The sequence below is a fragment of the Mycobacterium attenuatum genome (assembly GCF_900566085.1).
Lineage (GTDB): Bacteria > Actinomycetota > Actinomycetes > Mycobacteriales > Mycobacteriaceae > Mycobacterium > Mycobacterium attenuatum.
This window is the reverse complement of the sequence record NZ_UPHT01000170.1, coordinates 1-17526: the sequence shown is the minus strand read 5'-3', so window position 1 is coordinate 17526 and position 17526 is coordinate 1. Positions and strand designations below refer to the sequence as shown.

At 69.5% G+C, this 17526-nt stretch carries 20 protein-coding genes; 16 read left to right on the top strand and 4 right to left on the bottom strand.

Features of this window, described 5'->3' with window-relative positions:
* Window positions 1-3 precede the first annotated feature (3 nt).
* Genes EET13_RS26795 through EET13_RS26770 form a run of 8 tightly spaced genes read left to right on the top strand, consistent with a single transcriptional unit; the run spans window position 4 to window position 8572 of the window.
* Entirely contained in the window at window positions 4-1644 is a 1641-nt protein-coding gene (locus tag EET13_RS26795; protein WP_122445083.1) for a carbamoyltransferase family protein, read from the top strand.
* On the top strand, window positions 1641-3134 hold the full coding sequence (locus tag EET13_RS26790; protein ID WP_122445082.1) for an HAD-IIIA family hydrolase: 1494 nt from the start codon (window positions 1641-1643) through the stop codon (window positions 3132-3134). The genes EET13_RS26795 and EET13_RS26790 overlap by 4 nt, the downstream gene beginning before the upstream one ends.
* A complete protein-coding gene (locus EET13_RS30670; RefSeq protein WP_168991170.1) occupies window positions 3131-4162 on the top strand; it encodes a glycosyltransferase family 9 protein in 1032 nt (343 codons plus the stop codon). Before EET13_RS26790 ends, EET13_RS30670 begins: the two co-directional genes overlap by 4 nt.
* Window positions 4159-4728, top strand: coding sequence for a D-sedoheptulose-7-phosphate isomerase (locus tag EET13_RS30665; RefSeq protein WP_168991169.1), 570 nt, complete (start codon window positions 4159-4161; stop codon window positions 4726-4728). The genes EET13_RS30670 and EET13_RS30665 overlap by 4 nt, the downstream gene beginning before the upstream one ends.
* On the top strand, window positions 4725-6116 hold the full coding sequence (rfaE2, locus tag EET13_RS30660) for a D-glycero-beta-D-manno-heptose 1-phosphate adenylyltransferase (RefSeq protein ID WP_168991341.1): 1392 nt from the start codon (window positions 4725-4727) through the stop codon (window positions 6114-6116). The genes EET13_RS30665 and rfaE2 overlap by 4 nt, the downstream gene beginning before the upstream one ends.
* A 1-nt stretch (window position 6117) precedes the next feature.
* Complete coding sequence (locus EET13_RS26780) at window positions 6118-6819, top strand: SDR family oxidoreductase (RefSeq protein ID WP_122445081.1); 702 nt, start codon at window positions 6118-6120, stop codon at window positions 6817-6819.
* Entirely contained in the window at window positions 6810-7757 is a 948-nt protein-coding gene (locus tag EET13_RS26775; RefSeq protein ID WP_244604131.1) for a glycosyltransferase family 9 protein, read from the top strand. The genes EET13_RS26780 and EET13_RS26775 overlap by 10 nt, the downstream gene beginning before the upstream one ends.
* Window positions 7754-8572: a nucleotide sugar dehydrogenase gene (locus EET13_RS26770; protein ID WP_122445080.1), complete on the top strand. Its 819-nt coding sequence runs from the start codon at window positions 7754-7756 to the stop codon at window positions 8570-8572. Before EET13_RS26775 ends, EET13_RS26770 begins: the two co-directional genes overlap by 4 nt.
* A gap of 108 nt (window positions 8573-8680) precedes the next feature.
* On the opposite strand, the gene EET13_RS26765 is transcribed toward EET13_RS26770, so the two are convergent.
* Entirely contained in the window at window positions 8681-9397 is a 717-nt protein-coding gene (locus EET13_RS26765) for a cutinase family protein (RefSeq protein ID WP_280177753.1), read from the bottom strand.
* A 261-nt stretch (window positions 9398-9658) separates the two neighbouring features.
* On the opposite strand from EET13_RS26765, the gene EET13_RS26760 reads away from it, so the two are divergent.
* Entirely contained in the window at window positions 9659-10615 is a 957-nt protein-coding gene (locus EET13_RS26760) for an esterase family protein (protein ID WP_122445078.1), read from the top strand.
* A gap of 5 nt (window positions 10616-10620) precedes the next feature.
* Here the strand turns inward: EET13_RS26760 and EET13_RS26755 are convergent, their stop codons facing one another.
* Window positions 10621-11238, bottom strand: coding sequence for a hypothetical protein (locus tag EET13_RS26755; protein WP_122445077.1), 618 nt, complete (start codon window positions 11236-11238; stop codon window positions 10621-10623).
* 194 nt (window positions 11239-11432) lie between these two features.
* On the opposite strand from EET13_RS26755, the gene EET13_RS26750 reads away from it, so the two are divergent.
* Both EET13_RS26750 and EET13_RS26745 read left to right on the top strand, forming a co-directional pair.
* Window positions 11433-12425 carry an acyl-CoA dehydrogenase family protein gene (locus EET13_RS26750; protein ID WP_122445076.1) on the top strand — a complete coding sequence of 331 codons (993 nt, stop codon included), beginning with the start codon at window positions 11433-11435 and terminating at the stop codon, window positions 12423-12425.
* Window positions 12426-12438: 13 nt separating this feature from the next.
* A complete protein-coding gene (locus EET13_RS26745; protein WP_122445075.1) occupies window positions 12439-13203 on the top strand; it encodes an endonuclease/exonuclease/phosphatase family protein in 765 nt (254 codons plus the stop codon).
* Between the two features lie 13 nt (window positions 13204-13216).
* Here EET13_RS26745 and EET13_RS30655 read toward each other — a convergent pair whose 3' ends face one another.
* Complete coding sequence (locus tag EET13_RS30655) at window positions 13217-13387, bottom strand: hypothetical protein (protein WP_168990900.1); 171 nt, start codon at window positions 13385-13387, stop codon at window positions 13217-13219.
* A gap of 64 nt (window positions 13388-13451) precedes the next feature.
* Window positions 13452-13991 (bottom strand): cysteine hydrolase family protein, encoded by a 540-nt coding sequence (locus EET13_RS26740; RefSeq protein ID WP_122445074.1) that lies wholly within the window; start codon window positions 13989-13991, stop codon window positions 13452-13454.
* 150 nt (window positions 13992-14141) lie between these two features.
* Between EET13_RS26740 and EET13_RS33010 the strand changes: the two genes are divergently transcribed.
* The 5 genes from EET13_RS33010 (at window position 14142) to EET13_RS26715 (ending at window position 17387) form a co-directional block, all read left to right on the top strand.
* A complete protein-coding gene (locus EET13_RS33010) occupies window positions 14142-14402 on the top strand; it encodes a hypothetical protein (RefSeq protein WP_136623265.1) in 261 nt (86 codons plus the stop codon).
* A gap of 172 nt (window positions 14403-14574) precedes the next feature.
* On the top strand, window positions 14575-14877 hold the full coding sequence (locus EET13_RS26730; RefSeq protein ID WP_122445072.1) for a DUF4193 domain-containing protein: 303 nt from the start codon (window positions 14575-14577) through the stop codon (window positions 14875-14877).
* A gap of 55 nt (window positions 14878-14932) precedes the next feature.
* Window positions 14933-16321 carry a cytochrome P450 gene (locus tag EET13_RS26725; RefSeq protein WP_244604130.1) on the top strand — a complete coding sequence of 463 codons (1389 nt, stop codon included), beginning with the start codon at window positions 14933-14935 and terminating at the stop codon, window positions 16319-16321.
* 32 nt (window positions 16322-16353) lie between these two features.
* Window positions 16354-16581: a DUF4190 domain-containing protein gene (locus EET13_RS26720; protein ID WP_122445070.1), complete on the top strand. Its 228-nt coding sequence runs from the start codon at window positions 16354-16356 to the stop codon at window positions 16579-16581.
* A gap of 113 nt (window positions 16582-16694) precedes the next feature.
* The gene (locus EET13_RS26715) at window positions 16695-17387 is read left to right on the top strand and encodes an SDR family oxidoreductase (protein ID WP_122445069.1); all 693 of its coding nucleotides are present in this window, start codon (window positions 16695-16697) and stop codon (window positions 17385-17387) included.
* Window positions 17388-17526: the final 139 nt, after the last annotated feature.

Genomic DNA, 17526 nt, shown 5'->3' with positions numbered 1-17526 from the left:
TCGGTGCGAATCCTGGGTGTCAACGCGGTATTTCACGATTCGGCTGCGGCTCTCGTGGTCGACGGGCACGTGGTGGCGGCCGCCGAGGAGGAGCGGTTTTCGCGGCGCAAGCACGGCAAGCCGGCGGTGCCCTTCTCGACGTGGGAACTTCCGGTCGCGGCCATCCGGTGGTGTCTGGACCACGCCGGTATCCGCGCGGCGCAGATCGACGCGATCGGCTATTCCTATGACCCGGCATTGATGTACGAAGAGCCGCTCGACCCGGCCGGGCTGGACCGGGACTGGGAGCACCTGCGCACGCTGTACGCCCAGCGGGCGCCGCGCTTTCTGGCGACCGCTGTTCCCGGGATCAAACCCGAAGTGGTACAACATATTCGTCATCACGTCGCGCATGCGGCATCGACAGCTCTGGCCTCGCCGCACCCGGACACCGCGGTGCTGGTGATCGACGGCCGCGGCGAGCGGACCTCGATGCTGGCCGGCGTATATCGCGACCACAAACTCGACGTGCTGGCATCGCAGCGGCTGCCGGACTCGTTGGGGCTGCTCTACGAAAGCCTCACCGAGCACCTGGGTTTCGCGCGCTCTAGCGACGAGTACAAGGTGATGGCGATGGCCTCCTACGGCCGCCCCACATTCCTCGAAGCGCTACGCGACCGGGTGTACGCGTGCGCCGACGGTGGGTTTAGGACCAAACCCATCGAGTGGGAGGACATGGCGCCGCGCCGTGCCCCGCACGCCGAGGGTCTGGACCCGGTACACGCCGACCTGGCCTGCAGCGTGCAACGCGTCGTCGAAGAGGTATTGCTCGACCTGGCCGGCTGGCTGCGCGACCGCACCGACAGCGACGCACTCTGCCTGGCCGGCGGCGTGGCGCTCAATTGCGTTGCCAACACCCGCATCTACGCAGAGTCCGGCTTCGACCGGGTGTGGGTGCAGCCCGCCGCCGGCGACTCCGGCACCGCGCTGGGGGCCGCGCTGTCGCTCGCCGCGGCCTACGGCGAGCCGATCGTCCCGATGCCGACGGCGCAACTGGGCCGCGCCTGGTCCGACGCGCAGATCCGGGCCACCCTCGACAGCGCTGCCGTCACGTATGAAGAGCCACCGGATATTTCGGCCGCCGTCGGCGACACGCTGGCCGCGAACCAGCTGGTCGGCTGGTTCCAGGGCCGCGCCGAATTCGGCCCGCGCGCACTGGGCGGCCGCTCACTGCTGGCCGACCCGCGCGACCCCGCCAACCTGGAACGGCTCAACTCGGTCAAGGGACGCGAACAGTTCCGTCCGGTAGCGCCGATGGTGCTCGCCGAGCGCGCCGCCGAGATCTTTTCCCGCGGTCCGCTGCCCAGCCCCTACATGCTGTTCGTGCACGATGTTGCCGAGGCGTGGCGCGACCGGATTCCCGCGGTCACCCACGTCGACGGCACCGCACGCATCCAGACCGTGGACCACGACGCCGACCCGCGGCTGCACGCGACCATCAGCAGGTTCGCACAGCACAGCGGGGTGCCGGTGGTGATCAACACCAGTTTCAACACCGCGGGGCGGCCGATGGTGGACAGCCCGCGGGATGCGCTGGAGGTGTTCGGCAGTTCCCCCATCGACGTGCTGGCCATTGGCCGCTACCTGGTCAGGCGGGGCCGATGACGTCCGGCTACGCGATCGTGGTGCCCACCGTAGGACGAGAGTCACTGCAGCGCTTAGGAATTGCGCTGTCCCAACGAGACGGGCCAGCGCCCGCGGAGGTGGTGGTGGTGGACGACCGGCCGCACCCGTGCGCCGCCCTGGAAGTGGGCGGCGGCCTTGCGGTGCGGGTGCTGGCCAGCGGTGGGCGCGGCCCGGCAGCCGCGCGCAACGTCGGATGGCGCGCCACCGCCGCCCGGTGGGTGTGCTTCCTGGATGACGACGTCGTGCCCGGTCCGCGGTGGCGCTCGGAGCTGGCCGCCGACCTGGCGGTCGCCGACGCGGCGGGCGCGGTGGGCTCCCAGGCGGTGATCGAGGTGCCGGCAGCCCGGCCGGGCCGGCCGACCGACGACGATCGCCGCACCCTGCGGCTGGCATCGGCACGCTGGATCACCGCCGACATGGCCTATCGCCGCGACGTGCTGGTCGGCGTCGGCGGCTTCGACGAGCGGTTTCCCCGCGCCTATCGCGAGGACTCCGACCTGGCGGCCCGCATCGTCGCCGCCGGCGGTGCTATCGCGCGCGGTAGCCGTCGCAGCCTGCACCCCGTCGCCCCGGCCAGCTGGGGGTCCAGCGTGCGCGCTCAGGCCGGAAACCGCGACAACGCACTGCTGCGCCGCAAATACGGCCGATCCTGGCGAACCACGGTCGGGGAAGGGCCGGGCCGGCTGCCGGCGCACCTGGCCACCACCGCGGCCGGCGGCGTCGCGGTGCTCGCCGCACTACTGCGCCGCGATTCGGCGCGCCGCCTCGCGGCCATGCTGTGGCTGCTGCTGACGGCGGAGTTCAGCGCCCGGCGCTGGCGGGCAGGCCCGCGGTCTGTGGTTGAGGCCCTTCGGATTTCGGTGACCAGCGCGCTGATTCCGCCGGTCGCCGTGGCGCACCGGCTGACCGGCGAGTGGGTGTTTCGCCGGGCTCGGCGGGACCCGCCGCTGGCGGTGCTGCTGGACCGCGACGACACGCTGATCGTCGACCAGCCCTACCTCAACGATCCCGACGGCGTTCAGCCCACTCCCGATGCCATGCGCGCGCTGCGGCGGCTGCGTGAACACGGGCTGCTGCTCGCCGTCGTCACCAACCAGTCCGGGGTGGCCCGCGGGCTGATCAGCACCGACCAGCTGACCGCCGTCAACGCCCGGGTCGACGCGCTGCTCGGCCCGTTCGACTCCTGGCAGGTGTGCACGCACGGCGAGACGGACGGCTGCGGTTGCCGCAAACCGCGACCAGGAATGGTGCTGGCCGCCGCCGATGCGCTGGCGGTACCGCCGAGCCGCTGCGTGATGATCGGCGACACCGGCGGCGATGTCGAGGCGGCGCTGGCTGCCGGCGCCGAGGCGGTACTGGTGCCCACCGCGCGCACCCTGCCGGGGGAGATCACCCGGGCGCAGGCCCGGGCACGGGTCGCCGCGACGCTGGACGAGGCCGCTTCGCTGGTGCTGCGGGAGTGCCGATGAGTACCCGCGCGAATACGGCCATCGTGGCCCGGCTCGACAGCGCCGGCGACGTGCTGATCACCGGTCCCGCGGTGCGGGCCGTCGCCGCCTACCACGACCGGGTCGTCATGCTCGTCGGCCCCCGCGGCCACACCGCCGCCGAACTGCTCGCCGGCGTCGACGAGATCGTGGAATGGCAGGCCCCGTGGGTGGATTTCGACTCGCCGGAGCTGACCGCCGCCCACGCCGAGGCGCTGGTCAAGCAGCTGCGTGACATCGCGCCCCGCCGCATGTACATCTTCACGTCCTTTCACCAGTCACCGCTGCCGCTGGCGCTGCTGGCCAAGATGGCCTCGGTGCCGTGGGTGGGCGCGATCAGCACCGACTACCCGGGTGCGCTGCTGGATCTGCGACACCAGGCGCCCAGCGGAGTCCCGGAGCCGCAGCGGGCGCTGTCGCTGACCGATGCGGCCGGATGCCCGCTGCCCGCCGGTGACGACGGCGCGCTGCGGGTGCGTGCGGTCGATCCGTTGCCCAGCCGGCTGGCCACCCGGATCGGCCCGGGCCCGTTCGTGGTGTTCCACCCCGGCGCGGCGGTGCCGGCGCGACAACCGACCCAGGCTCGCAGTGCGTCCATGGTGGCGGCGCTGGCTGCTGCCGGGTACCGCGTCGTCGTCACCGGTGGTCCCGACGAGGTCCGGCTCACCGCCGCGGTGGCCGGCGACGTGGCCGTCGACCTGGGCGGTGCGACCAGCCTCGCGGAGCTGGCCGCGGTGTTCGCGGCGGCGCGCGCCGTCGTGGCGCCCAACACCGGCCCGGCGCACCTGGCCGCCGCGGTCGGAACCCCGGTGGTGTCGTTGTTCGCGCCCGTCGTTCCGGCGGCGCAATGGCGGCCCTACGGCCGGCGGGTCAGCGTGCTCGGTGACCAGGCCGCGCCGTGTCGGGCCAGCCGCGCCCGGGTCTGCCCGGTGCCCGGCCACCCCTGCCTGGACGGAATCAAAGACGCCGAGCTCCTTGCCGCGGTGCGGTGGAGAGGAGGACCGCCATGATCGAAGGGCACTTCGACGCATTGCGTGACGCGGTGGGCCGGACCAGTGCCGAGGCAGCGCGACTGCGCCGGTGGGGGCGGCAGCTGGCGGCGGTGCTGAGCGGCGGCGGCCGGCTGCTGGCGTGTGGCAACGGCGGCAGCGCCGCCGAGGCCCAGCACCTGACGGCCGAACTCGTCGGGCGCTTCCGTGACGAGCGTATTCCGTTGTCGGCCATTGCCTTACATGCCGATACCGCGGCGCTAACGGCCATCGCCAACGACTACGGCGAAGAGGAGATGTTCGCTCGGGGAGTGCGCGCCCACGGCCGGCGCGGCGACGTGCTGGTAGCGCTGTCGACCAGTGGCAGCAGCCAGAATGTGCTGGCAGCGGTCAAGGCTGCCCACGGCCTCGACATGCTCACCTGGGGCCTGACCGGGCCGGCGCCCAACGTGCTGGCCGCCATGTGTCATGAGGCGATCAGCGTGGATGCCCCGACCACGGCGACCGTTCAGGAGATCCACCTGATGCTGGTCCATGGACTGTGCATGGCGGTCGACGATGTGCTGCTGAGTTCGGAGCGCGTATGAAACCGCTTGTGATCGTAGGCGATTCGATGCTCGACATCGATATCGAAGGGACGGCGACCAGGCTGAGCCCGGAGGCTCCCGTGCCGGTGGTCGACACCCAGCGGCTGATGCAGCGGCCGGGCGGGGCGGGGCTGGCCGCGCTGCTGGCCGCGCGCACCGAAACCCGGGTCGTATTGGTCACCGGAATCGCCGACGACGACGCCGGCCGCCAGTTGCATGGCCTGCTGGCCGCCGCCGGGGTGCGGGTGCTGGGGTTGCCGATGCGCGGAACCACGGTGATCAAGACCAGGATTCGGGCGCGGGGACAGTCGCTGCTGCGACTCGACGGCGGCGACGGCTCGCCGGTAAGCCGGCCACTGTCCGACGACGTGACGACGGTGCTGGCCGGCGCGCGAGCGATCTGTGTAGCCGACTACGGCGGCGGTGTGACCGCGCTGCCGGAGATACGGGGTGTGCTGAGCCAGCTGGCGCCCCGGATCCCGATTGTCTGGGACCCGCATCCCCGCGGTTCGGTGCCGGTGCCGGGCTGTTCCTTGGTGACACCCAATCAGCAAGAGGCGCAGCACTTCTGTGGTGACAGCAGGGACGGCGAGCTGCTGCGCAAGAGATGGTGCGCACAGCTGGTCTGCATCACCCGCGGCGAGCACGGCGCGTGGGTCTACGGGCCCCACGGTGCGGCCGAACATGTCGGGGTCCCGCAACCGGCGGGGGCCTCCGGCGACGTCTGCGGAGCGGGCGACCGCTTCGCCGTCGCCGCGGCCACTGCCCTGGGAGCCGGGGCGGGGCCGGTAGCCGCGGTGGTCGCCGCGGTTGCCGACGCCGCCCGCTTCGTGGCCACCGGCGGCGCGGCCGCCGTCTCGGCCCCCGTCCTGCGCGCCGTGCTGCCCACGGGCACCCGGATCGAAGACCCGGCCGGGGTGGACGCGGTCGCGCTTGCAGAGCGGTTGCGCCGCGACGGTCACACCGTGGTGGCCACCGGCGGCTGCTTCGACCTGCTGCACACCGGGCACATCAGGTTGCTGCGCCAGGCTCGCGAACTCGGCGACGCCCTGATCGTGCTGGTCAACTCCGACAAGTCGGTACGCGCACTAAAAGGCGACGGACGCCCGGTGATGCGCGACGCCGACCGGGCCCGGGTGCTGGCCGCGCTGGCCTGCGTCGACGCGGTGGCGATCTTCGACGAACCCACTCCGCAGCGCCTGCTGGAACAACTGCGGCCCGACATCTGGGTCAAGGGCGGCGACTACGCGGCGGCCGACCTCCCCGAAGCCGAGGTGGTGCGCCGCCACGACGGTGAGGTCGTCATCCTGCCCACGGTCGCGGGCTACTCGTCGTCCCGATTGATTGCCGCGGCGACTTCTGCCCGCACCCGCACCGAAAGGTCTTGACATGTCTGACTCTACGAACCACCTTGGGGCCGTGCTGATTTCGGGTGGCTCCTCCGGGCTGGGCGCGGCCACTGTCGCGGCGGTGGCCCGCCGTGGCGGCACGCCGCTGGTCCTCGACAGGAAGCCCCCGGCAGCCGACGTGCCGTATGCGGCCGCCGACCTGGCCGACACCGCTGCGGTCGAGGCCGCCGTCGAGTCGCTGGCCGGCCGGGTGGACGGCCGGATCGCGGGGGTGTTCACCGCGGCCGGCATCGACTCCTGCGGCACCCTCGACCACGTCCCGGCCAAGGAATGGGAGCAGGTGATCGCCGTCAACCTGGTAGGCACTGCGGCCGTCGTGCGCGTCGCCCTGCCTTACCTGAAGGCCAGCCACGGGCGCGTCGTCACCTGCGCCTCGACCCTGGGCATCAAAGCGGTCAGCGACGCCACGGCCTACTGCGCCTCGAAATTCGGCATCGTCGGCTTCACCCGGGCCTTGGCGGCCGAACTGGCCGGGCAGGTCGGGGTGACGCTGCTGATCCCCGGCGGCATGCACACCCCGTTCTTCGACGGCCGCACCGAACAGTACCGGCCACCGGCCGACGCCAAGCTCAACAAACCCGAACATGTCGCCGAGACAGTGGTTTTCGCGCTGTCCCAGCCTCTCGGCTGCGAAGTCCGCGAGCTCGTGGTCTGCTCGTCCACGGAGTCATCGTGGCCGTAGGGTTGCCGGGCGAGGCCATCGTGGTGCTGCGCGCGTTGGGGCTGGGCGACCTGCTGACGGCGGTGCCCGCGCTGCGAGGGCTGCGCCGGCACTATCCCGGTGCCCGCATCACCCTCGCGGCTCCCGAACGCTTTCGCGAGCTGGCGCTGCTCACCGGCGCCGTCGACGACGTGCTGCCCACCGCCGGCCTGGGTGACGTGCGACCGCTACCGCAACCGCCCGCCCTGGCGGTCAACCTGCACGGGTGCGGCCCGCAAAGTATCGAACACCTGCTTCAGTGGCAGCCCAAATCGGTGATCACGCACCGGCACCCTCGTCATCCCGAGCTGGCGGGGCCGACCTGGCGGCACGGCGTGCACGAGGTGGACCGCTGGTGCGCGCTGCTGGAGTGGGCCGGCATCCCTTGTGACCCAAGCGATGGCACGGTCCAACGGCCGCCGGTCCGGCTTGGCCCGACCGGCGCGGTGGTGATTCACCCCGGGGCCTCGGCGGCGGCGCGACGGTGGCCCGCGGACCGCTTCGCCGCGGTGGCCGCGGCGTTGGCCGCTGACGGTCACCACATCGTGATCACCGGATCGCCCGCCGAATCCGACCTCGCGCACGACGTCGCCCGCGGCGCGGGCCTGCCGCCGAGCGTGGTCCTGGCCGGAGCGCTGGACCTTTCGGGACTGACCGGACTGGTTGGCGGCAGCCGGCTGGTGATCTGCGGCGACACCGGTGTCGGGCACCTGGCTGCCGCCACCGGTGCCGCGTCCGTGGTGCTTTTCGGGCCTACCGCCCCGGCCCGCTGGGGTCCCCGCGGCCCGGGGCCACATCTCGCACTGTGGGCCGGCGGGCACGGCGATCCGCATGCCGACGTGCCCGATCCAGGCTTGTTGCGCATCGACGTGGAGACGGTACTCGAAGCCGGCCGGCGACTGTTGAGGGAGGCCGCATGAGCACCCCACCGCGGGTCGGTGTCGTCGGCGTCGGATACGTCGGTCTGACCACCGCCGTCTGCATGGCCGGCCGTGGACTGCACACGATCGCGGTCGACATCGATACCGACAAGGTGCGCAAACTTTCCGCGGGAATACCGGTGATCGACGAACCAGAATTGCCGGAATTGTTGCGGGCCAGCCTTTCTCGCCGCCTGCTGAGCTTCAGCGCGGACTTCGCCGCCCTGGCAGATCGCGACGTCGTGTTCGTCTGCGCCCCCTCGCCCAGTGCCGGCGACGGCCGGGCGGATCTGACCGCGGTGCACTCGGTGGTCGACCGACTCGGCGCTACCCTGCGGCGCGGTGCCATTGTGGCGCTCAAGTCGACGGTGCCGGTCGGTACCACCTCGACCGTGGATAACCGGTTGCGCAGCAACGGCATTCGTGTTGTCTCGACACCGGAATTTCTGCGCGAGGGGCATGCCGTGCACGATTTCCGGCATCCGGACCGGCTGGTCATCGGCAGCCTCGACGACGTTGCCGCCCAACGGATCCGCGAGACATACGGCCCGGAGGCCGAGCCGGTATTGCGGATGACGCCGGAGAGCGCCGAGCTGGCTAAGTACGCCAGCAACGCCTTTCTGGCAGTGAAGCTTTCCTATACTAACTCGCTGGCGGCGCTGGGCTATGACCCGCAACTGGCCAACATCGACCCGCTCGTCGTGCAGCGGGCACAGGCACCCACGCCAGGTTGCGGGCGGCGCTCGAATACCTCGACAAGCTTGCCGGCGCCGCGCGGCACCCGCGTGCCCTTGCCGAACTGGCGCAGCGGTTGATCCCGGGACGATCTGAAATGTTATGTGCACCAGATCATTTCGCGATCCGGTCAGGCGGTGTGACGGGCGGGTGCGCAGGGGTGCCCGCCCGTCACCCGGTCGGTTTCCTCAGTTTCCGAAGCCGCCGCCCGGAGACGCGACGGTCATCGGCCCGCCAGGACCTGCGCCCAGGCGGCTGGCGGCGAAGTCGGCACCCTTGCTGATCATGCTGCCGTCGTCGGCGTAGGTGTCGTGCGCGGCGAAGTTCATGCCGTCGGAGCACACCGGGTCTTCGGGCGCGCACACCTTGATGGTCTTGCCCTGGTATGCCGGGCCGATGCTGATGGGCGGCTCGCCGAGGAAGTTCATGGCCCGCACGTTGGGTGTTCCGAAGAGCACCACCGCGGCGACGTGGTTGGCCACTTGGGGTGCCAGCGGTTTGGGTACGGTCGCCGGGTCGATCCCGTCGGGCACCGCCGGGGAGGTGACAAAACCCATCACGGCCGCGCCCTGAGAGTAGCCGCTGAGCACCATGTGGGTGTTGGGGCAGCTGTTGGCGGTGGAGACGACGTGCGCGCCGGCGTCGCGGATGCCGTCGACGCCGGTATCCCACTGGTCGCTGGCGGGGTAGTTGACCGCATAGACGCCCATTGAGCGTGGGCCGATGCGCGAGCGCAGGGCGTCGACGAAGGCCTGTCCGGTGGGGCCGACGCCGGGAGGTTCGCCGGTGCCGCGGGCGAATATCACCTCGACGTCGGGGCATGGCTGAGCGGATGCGGAGGGGATGGCGGTGGCCGGTAGGACGGAGGCGCTGAGTGCCCACGCAACGGCTGCGGTGGGACCCATGAGACGAGCAATGGCAGAGGCATTCATGCCGCAGGAGGTGCCCGTCCGCGCACGCGTCCAAACCATGAATTTTTCGGCGCCACGCGGCGGCCTGATCGTGGTGGTATCCGCCGGTCATTCCGGTGGTGGAACCGATGGGTTGAACCGGCGCAGCGCGGGGTACCCGCAATCCGACTTGGTCGGTAGGGCGCCCAGCTTGACCCGGCACCTGAGCGAGCGAAAACCAATCCCGCCTATACAGGCCGACGAAAGGAGCCGGGGATGGGCACCACGAACAATCGGGGCAACCGCTGGAAGCGCCGACTAGCGGTCGCGGGGGTCGCCGCCGCCGCGCTGCCGTGGCTGGTGGGTGTAATCGGCGGGGAACCGCCGGCGCGGGCAGCTGCTCCCGAATTTTTGCAGGTGCCCTCGGCGGGGATGGGCCACAACATCACCGTGGAGTTCCAGCAAGGCGGCGCTCCGGCGGTGTATCTGCTCGACGGGCTGCGCGCCCGCGACGACCGCAGCGGCTGGGACATCGAGACCAACGCGTTCGACGAATACGCCGGCTCCGGCATCTCGGTGGTGGCGCCGGTGGGCGGGCGGTCCAGCTTCTACTCCGACTGGTACGGCTCAGCCAACGGCCAGACCTACAAGTGGGAAACCTTCCTGACCAGCGAACTGCCCGGTTACCTGGCGAGCAGGGGCGTGCGCTCCACCCGCAATGCGGTGGTCGGCGTCTCCATGTCCGGATCGTCGGCCATGATCTTGGCGGCCTACCACCCGCAGCAGTTCGCCTACGCCGCCTCGTTGTCGGCCTACATGACGCCTTCCAGCGGCAACGGCCCGACGCTGATCGGCCTGGCGATGAACAACGAAGGCGGGTTCAACCCCCAGGACATGTGGGGGCCGACGGGCGGACCCGGTTGGCAGCGCAACGATCCCACGGTGCAAGCCGGGCGACTTGCCGGCAACAACACCCGGCTGTGGGTTTACAGCGGTAACGGCACGCCCTCGGAAATTGGCCAGGGCAGCCTCCCGGGACAGGTCATCGAACAGGTCGTCCTGCAGAGCAACGTCGCCTTCAAAGACGCCTACACCGCCGCCGGCGGCCACAACGCCGTGTTCAACCTCGACAACAACGGTGTGCACAGCTGGGGCTACTGGGGAGCCCAGCTGGCCGCGATGAAGCCGGACATGCAACGGACGCTGGGCGCCAGTGGCGGTGGCCAGACCTGAGGCCGTCAGCCACCCGCGCAGTGTGGACAGCCGTCGGGGCCGCGTAACCCGAGCCGGCCGGCCAGCATCAGGAACGCGGCCGCGAATTCGTTGTCGCCGGTGGCCTTTTCGATGCGGCACCAGTCGAGCTGTTCGCGAACCGCGCGTGCGCCCGGCAGCAGGTCGGCGAAGTTGCAGTGATGCTCGGTCAAGGCGCGCAGCTTCTGGATGAACACCGTCGTCGGCGGCAACACCGGCATCGGAATGGCCAGCACCACACGCTCTTCCGCTCCGTCAAGGACCGCCGAGTCCACCGGCTCACCGTTGACCCGGTGCAGCACGTCGACTACCCACTTCCCGCTGCGGGCCTTGAGCAGCCAGTCTTCGGGTGGGCGTTGCATGCAGAACCCGGCGTCGGCCAGGGTGGTGGCCGCGGCCGCCACGTCGGTCTCGGCGACCACAATGTCGACGTCGTGGCTGGGTTCGGGTGCGCCATACGCCCATAAGGCGTAGCTGCCGGCCAACGCGAAGCGCGGCCCGTGCTTCTTGAGGGCTGACGCGGCATTGCGCAGGGCCTCTCGCAGCCCCGCGTACTCGGCGCCGCCGGTGCGGCTGTTGGTGTCGGGGGCCTCCGGGATAGTCATCGTGGCTAAGGCATACCCGGCCGATGTCGTCGGCAACCCGGCCCTCGCGGGTTCGGCCACTATCGGGCAACCGTTTAATCGCCCGCCGATATCGGGTATCAGCAACGTATGTCAGCCACAGCGCCGAGTTGTTATGCGTGGGCCGCGGTGGTGACTTTTCCTGGTAGCGGACCGTGTGACGGCCGGGTAAGCGCATGAGTGCCGGACTTGTCGAGCATTGGCTGGAGTCGGGGCGGCTGGAGTTGCCGTTGCCGGCTTCCGGGCGCACCGCCGAACGCTGGCAGCGCCTGGCCCAGCTGGCCGAGGAGGACATTGCGGCGGCCCGCATCGCCGAAGCCCACGTTGACGCCGCCGCCATCATCAACGAGTTGGGCGGCAAGCCGCCGCAACCCAATCAGCTGTGGGGTGTGTGGGTGGCCGAGTCCGCCGACGCCGTGCTGCGCGCCGGCCGCATCGCCGGCGACGAGTACGTTCTCAACGGCATCAAGGTGTGGTGCCCGGGAGCCGGCTTTTGCACCCATGCGCTGGTTACCGCCGTCCTCGACGACGGCAAACGGGGCCTGTTCGCGGTGACGGTGACCGATCCCGTCGTCAAACCTCTGCCGAGTACCTGGTGGAACCCCGGAATGGCCGGCAGCGACACGCGATCGGTGCAGTTCAGCGATGTCCACGCGATGGCGGTCGGCGAGCCCGATGCCTACTCGAACCGCCCCGGCTTCTGGCACGCCGCGGTCGGGGTGGCGGCATGCTGGCTGGGCGGCGCCCGCCGGGTAGCCGACCCCCTGTACCGCTGCGCCGACAGCCAGTCGGCCGACGCCTATTCGCTGGCGCACCTGGGCGCCGTGGACGCCGCGCTCGCCGCCGGAGAAGCGATGCTGGCCGGTGTCGCAGAGCAGATCGACGCCGATCCGTTCGATCGGGCCGGCACCGCTCAACTGCTGGCGCGTCGCGCCCGCGCCATCGTCGAACACGCCGTCGACGAGGCCATCACCCGGACCGGACGGGCGCTGGGCCCGGGACCGCTGTGTCAGGACGGCCGCCACGCTCAGCGGGTCGCCGACCTGACCATCTATATCCGGCAAAGCCACGCCGAGCGGGACCTAGCCGAACTCGGCCGTTTGGCCGGACAGCATCGTTGCGGGCCGCGGCGCCGGGCGAAGGCGCCCGATCCGCGGCCGTGCCGATAGTCGACACGTAACCATGCGGGTGGCGACGTTCAACATCCTGCACGGCCGCACGGTGGGCGACGGGGTGAACGTGCAGCGGCTGTGTGACTGCGTGCGCCAACTTGACCCGGACGTGCTGGCGCTACAGGAAGTGGACTGTGACCAGCCGCGATCGGGCCGGGCCGATCTCACCGCGGCGGCCGCCGAAGCCATGGGCGCGGTGGCGCACCGGTTCGTGGCCGCGATCTCGGGTACACCCGGCGCGACGTGGATGGCCGCCACCGGCGATGAACAACCCGGGACCGCGGCCTACGGCATCGCGCTGTTGTCACGCTTCCCGGCGGCCAGCTGGCAGGTGGTGCGGCTGCCCCGCATTCCGGCGCGATTCCCGATGTATCTGCCGGGGCCGAACAAGGTGATGATCGTCGACGAGGAGCCGCGGGCGGCCGTCATCGCACGCCTACGCACTCCGCTGGGTCCGCTCACGGTGGCCAACACGCATTTGTCCTTCGTGCCCGGCTGGAACCGATGGCAGCTGCGCCGCCTGGTTCACGACGTTCGCGGCTTTCCCGGGCCGCGGCTGCTCACCGGGGACCTCAACCTGACGCCGGCCGCGGCACACCGGTGGTCACGGATGCGGCCGTTGGCAACGGCGGCGACGTTTCCGGCGCCTGACCCCGACCGGCAACTCGACCACATCCTCACCGACGATCCCGGTTTGCGTGCCCGCGCGCCGGCCGCCGAGCTAATGCCGATCTCGGATCATCGGGCGTTGCTGGTGGAGCTGGACCGGGGATAGACCGGTCCGGTCGTCAGCCGTCCTGGCTGCGCGCCTCAGCACCGGTTTCTCCGCTGCCGAAGTCGTCATCGGCGGCGGTGCGGCCAACGTAACTGCCTTCGTCATCGCGGCCGGCTCGTGACTTGGTGACATGGGGGTCGGATTCCACGTCAGACTCGGCCTTGGTGGAGTGACGTCGGGTCATCTGGTTACCTCTCGTAGACATGCCAATGGGCCGACATTCCCCGGATGGGCGAAGCGCAAACGGTTCACCGCAGACAGCGCTGCGCGGGTAGCAAGGTGGCGCTCATGTTGCGCTCCATCATCTTCAGCGCGGCGGCTCCGAGTTCCTCGTCGATGTGGGCGACCGCATCGGGTGGGACCACGACCTCGTAGTGCCGCAGGTAGCCGTCAAGCGCGCTGTAGAGGATGCACTGCTCGGTCACCTGACCCGTGAGCACGATGCGCCGCGTCTTCAGCCGATCCAGCAGGTACTCCAGGGCGGTGGCATAGAACACGCTGTGGCGCACCTTGGTGATGATCCGGCAACCGGCCTTCGGTACCAGCGGTTTGACCAGGTCAGGGCGCTGCCCGTCCAGTGCGGCCGAAATGATGGCACGATGGTCGGCGGTGAAATCGCCGTGGTTGTCGTTGACATAGATGAGATCGGCCCCGCCGTCCCGCTCGGTGGTCCCGATCAGCTCGACCAACGGATCGACGATGGCCGCGACGTTGGCGGCCAGCTGTTCGGCGTCGGGATGGCGGTAGTCGTTGAACATGTCGATGACCAGCAGGGCGGTATCACTCACCGACCAGTGATACCCCGATAAGAGGCCGCCCACCCGGTTTGCGGGCACCCGGCCGCGGGGTAACCATTGGCAGTGACCTCACAGCTATCCGGTAGAACGGTTACAGATTAAACGACCTGGCAATAGTTTCCATAGGATATGATGGCCAACATGCTTAACACCGGAAGTACCGCCGTTCGTTCTGGCTACCCCGCGCGGGCAGAGGTCGGCGAGCAGGGTGTGAACGTCCCCGGTTTGGTGGCGGCGGTCGTCTGGGCGACCGGCCTGCTCCTCGGCTTGGTGTTGCTGACCACCGGGCATTCGGTCGTGGCCGCGGCGATCCTGGTGGTGGCCGTCATGGCGCCCTGGATCGGGCTGGCGGTCTCACGCAGCCGGATTCCGGTTTCCGGTTCCGAAATCTCGACCCGCTGAATCGGACTTCCTCGAGGTTTGACCGCCCGATCGGCGGCCTCACTGGTGTTGGTGGTGTTGCCGATTTCTTTCTGTTGACAGGTGTGACCGGTATCCGAAAAGGGTATTGACTCTGCCACGGGTGACCACAAGCAGGTGTGTAACCCGGTCACTCAGCAGGAAGGGACGCACCATGCCGACCGCTAGCGATTACGATGCACGCCGCGTGTCTGACACCGACACCGTGGACGAGTCGGTGCTGAATGAACTGACGCCCGCCTTGCCGAAACTGTCCACCGCCGTCGTCGACGACGACCCGAACGAGGCGTCTTTGTTCGAACTGCCGGGTGCAGATCTATCCGGTGAAGAGTTGTCGGTGACGGTGATTCCCCAGCGCGCCGATGAATTCACTTGTTCGCGTTGCTTCCTGGTGCAGCACCGCAGCCGGTTGCGCAGTTCGAATGGCGAGCTTCCCGTGTGCGCCGACTGCGTGTGATCGGGGTGGCCGTCCGGCCTTGACCTAGCCGACGGCGCCGTGTTGTGTCGTGGACGTGGCTGATTCGCCAAGTTTTCAGCGGCGGCCGCCCGGCCTACCGGCCCCACGCCGGTTTCGTACCGCTTTCGCGACGGTGTACGCGGTGGCCTACCTGGTGGGCGGGGAGCGCCGGATGCTGCGGCTGATCCGACGCTACGGACCGATCATGACGATGCCGATCCTGTCCCTGGGCGACGTAGCGATCGTTTCGGATCCGACCCTGGTGAGGGAGGTATTCACTGCTCCCGCCGACGTCCTGCTCGGCGGCGAGGGCGTGGGACCGGCGGCGGCGATCTACGGGTCCGGGTCGATGTTCGTGCAGGAAGAGCCCGAGCACCTGCGGCGCCGCAAGCTCCTGACTCCTCCGCTACACGGGGCCGCGCTCAACGGTTACGTGCCGATCATCGAAGACTCCACTCGCGCAGCGATGCGCGGTTGGCCCGTCGACCGGCCGTTCGCGCTACTGCCCGCCGCCCGCGCGCTGATGCTGGACGTGATCGTCAAGGTCGTGTTCGGCGTCGAGGATCCCGACGAGGTGCGGCGGCTCGGCCGGCCCTTCGAACGTCTGCTGAACCTGGGTGTCTCAGAGCAATTGACGATGCGGTATGCGCTTCGTCGCTTCGGCACGTTACGCGTGTGGCCGTCACGGGCACGGGCCTACCGGGAGATCGACGACGCCGTCCTGCCGCTGATCGCCCGCCGTCGCGCCGACCCGGACCTGAACGAGCAACACGACATCCTGGCGCTGCTGCTGCGTGCGCGCGGCGACGACGGTGAACGACTGTCCGACAACGAGATTCGCGACGATCTGATCACCTTGATGCTGGCCGGCCACGAAACCACCGCGACCACGCTGGCATGGGTCTTCGACCTCCTGCTGCACCATCCCGATGCGCTGCGGCGAGTGTGCGCCGAAGCCGTCAGCGGCGTGGCGGATTTCACCACCGCGGTGATCAACGAGACGCTGCGGGTGCGGCCGCCCGCACCCCTTACGGCACGCGTGGCCGCGCAACCGTTTCGCATCGGCGACTATATGGTGGATGCCGGAACGCGCATCGTCGTCCACATCATCGCCGTCAACCGCAATCCCGGCGTCTATGACCATCCCAACGAGTTCCGGCCCGAGCGATTCCTCGGGGTGCGCCCGCAAACCTACGCCTGGGTGCCCTTCGGTGGCGGCGTGAAACGTTGTCTGGGCGCGGCCTTTTCGATGCGGGAGCTGGTCACCGTGTTGCACGTGCTGTTGCGCGAAGGGGAGTTCAGCGCCGTCGACGACAGGCCCGAGCGCATCGTGCGGCGCTCCATCATGCTGGTACCCCGCCACGGCACCAGAGTGCGGTTGCGGCCTCGGCTCCAAGAATCCTTTGAGAATCTTCCAAGCGCCGGCTCGGATGCTCATCGCTGATCTGACGGTCCAACGCGAAGGGGATAGCTGATATGACCACCTGCCAGCCGGTGCCGGAGCGCACGACCAACATGTACGCTCCAGCGGCCTTCGCGTTCGCCGTGGGCGGCGCGGTGGTATTGAGCGTCATCTGCGCTATCGCGGCGCTCGCCCAGGTCAGGGCAACCGGCGAAGGCCGCGGCGAAGCGATCGCAGGCCTGGTGATTTCGGCCGGCTGGATCGCCTTGTTTGCGGCGTTGACCCATTGGCATGTCATTTAGCCCGCGCGCATCTTGCGGCAATCCCCAGGGGGCGGCGTTAGCTTGGTTCTACGCGAATCGCCACGCGGCACGGGCCGGTTACCCGGTCCCGTGACTTTTGGAAAAGGGGAACCATGCGGGTCGTCGTGATCGGTGGCACGGGTGTGCTGGGATCGAAAGTGGTCGAGAAGCTGCGCCAGCACCACCACGACGCGGTTGCGGCGTCGCCCCGCACCGGCGTCAACACCCTGACCGGGGCAGGCCTCGCCGACGCGCTGCGGGGGGCCGACGTCGTTGTCGACGTAACGAACTCACCGTCCTTCGACGACGATCCGGTGATGGAGTTCTTCACCACGTCGACCACCAACCTGGTAGCCGCCGCTCGTGCCGGCGCCGTCGGGCACTACGTAGCCGTGTCGATTGTCGGGTCCGATCAGCTGCCCGAAAGCGGGTACCTGCGCGCGAAGGTCGCTCAGGAGAAGCTCATCGAAGAATCGGAGCTGCCCTACTCGATCGTGCGTGCCACCCAGTTCGCGGAGTTCACCGACGCCATCACGGCGTCGATGACCGTCGGCGGCGAAGTTCGCGTCCCGGACGCACTGATCCAGCCCATCGCCGCCGCCGACCTCGCCGCCGAGGTGGCCCGGGTGGCCGAAGGTAAACCGTTGGGCGGCATCGCGAATGTCGGCGGGCCGGACAAGATCTCGTTCGAGCAGATGGCCCGCGACGTGCTGGCGCGACAAGGCCAGACCAAGACCGTCGTCGTCGATCCCGAAGTCGGGTACTTCGGAACGCCGCTGGCCAGGAACAGCCTGGTTACCGCATAAGCGTCGCGATGGGTCGGGGTGGCGGTGTGGTGCGTCAGGACATACGAATGGGGTGTGTCAAGACATCGGAATAGCTTGACGGCAGCGACGTTCAGTGGATGTCGAAGGCTCGCCTGGTCATCACCGCTGTCGTCGTCGA

Excerpts from the sequence above, each read along its gene's own strand:
- EET13_RS26790 (WP_122445082.1), top strand. The coding sequence starts at position 1,641 with ATGACGTCCGGCTACGCGATCGTGGTGCCCACCGTAGGACGAGAGTCA.
- EET13_RS30670 (WP_168991170.1), top strand. The coding sequence starts at position 3,131 with ATGAGTACCCGCGCGAATACGGCCATCGTGGCCCGGCTCGACAGCGCC.
- EET13_RS30665 (WP_168991169.1), top strand. The coding sequence starts at position 4,159 with ATGATCGAAGGGCACTTCGACGCATTGCGTGACGCGGTGGGCCGGACC.
- rfaE2 (WP_168991341.1), top strand. The coding sequence starts at position 4,725 with ATGAAACCGCTTGTGATCGTAGGCGATTCGATGCTCGACATCGATATC.
- EET13_RS26780 (WP_122445081.1), top strand. The coding sequence starts at position 6,118 with ATGTCTGACTCTACGAACCACCTTGGGGCCGTGCTGATTTCGGGTGGC.
- EET13_RS26770 (WP_122445080.1), top strand. The coding sequence starts at position 7,754 with ATGAGCACCCCACCGCGGGTCGGTGTCGTCGGCGTCGGATACGTCGGT.
- EET13_RS26765 (WP_280177753.1), bottom strand. The coding sequence starts at position 9,397 with ATGGGTCCCACCGCAGCCGTTGCGTGGGCACTCAGCGCCTCCGTCCTA.
- EET13_RS26760 (WP_122445078.1), top strand. The coding sequence starts at position 9,659 with ATGGGCACCACGAACAATCGGGGCAACCGCTGGAAGCGCCGACTAGCG.
- EET13_RS26755 (WP_122445077.1), bottom strand. The coding sequence starts at position 11,238 with ATGACTATCCCGGAGGCCCCCGACACCAACAGCCGCACCGGCGGCGCC.
- EET13_RS26750 (WP_122445076.1), top strand. The coding sequence starts at position 11,433 with ATGAGTGCCGGACTTGTCGAGCATTGGCTGGAGTCGGGGCGGCTGGAG.
- EET13_RS26745 (WP_122445075.1), top strand. The coding sequence starts at position 12,439 with ATGCGGGTGGCGACGTTCAACATCCTGCACGGCCGCACGGTGGGCGAC.
- EET13_RS30655 (WP_168990900.1), bottom strand. The coding sequence starts at position 13,387 with ATGACCCGACGTCACTCCACCAAGGCCGAGTCTGACGTGGAATCCGAC.
- EET13_RS33010 (WP_136623265.1), top strand. The coding sequence starts at position 14,142 with ATGCTTAACACCGGAAGTACCGCCGTTCGTTCTGGCTACCCCGCGCGG.
- EET13_RS26730 (WP_122445072.1), top strand. The coding sequence starts at position 14,575 with ATGCCGACCGCTAGCGATTACGATGCACGCCGCGTGTCTGACACCGAC.
- EET13_RS26720 (WP_122445070.1), top strand. The coding sequence starts at position 16,354 with ATGACCACCTGCCAGCCGGTGCCGGAGCGCACGACCAACATGTACGCT.
- EET13_RS26715 (WP_122445069.1), top strand. The coding sequence starts at position 16,695 with ATGCGGGTCGTCGTGATCGGTGGCACGGGTGTGCTGGGATCGAAAGTG.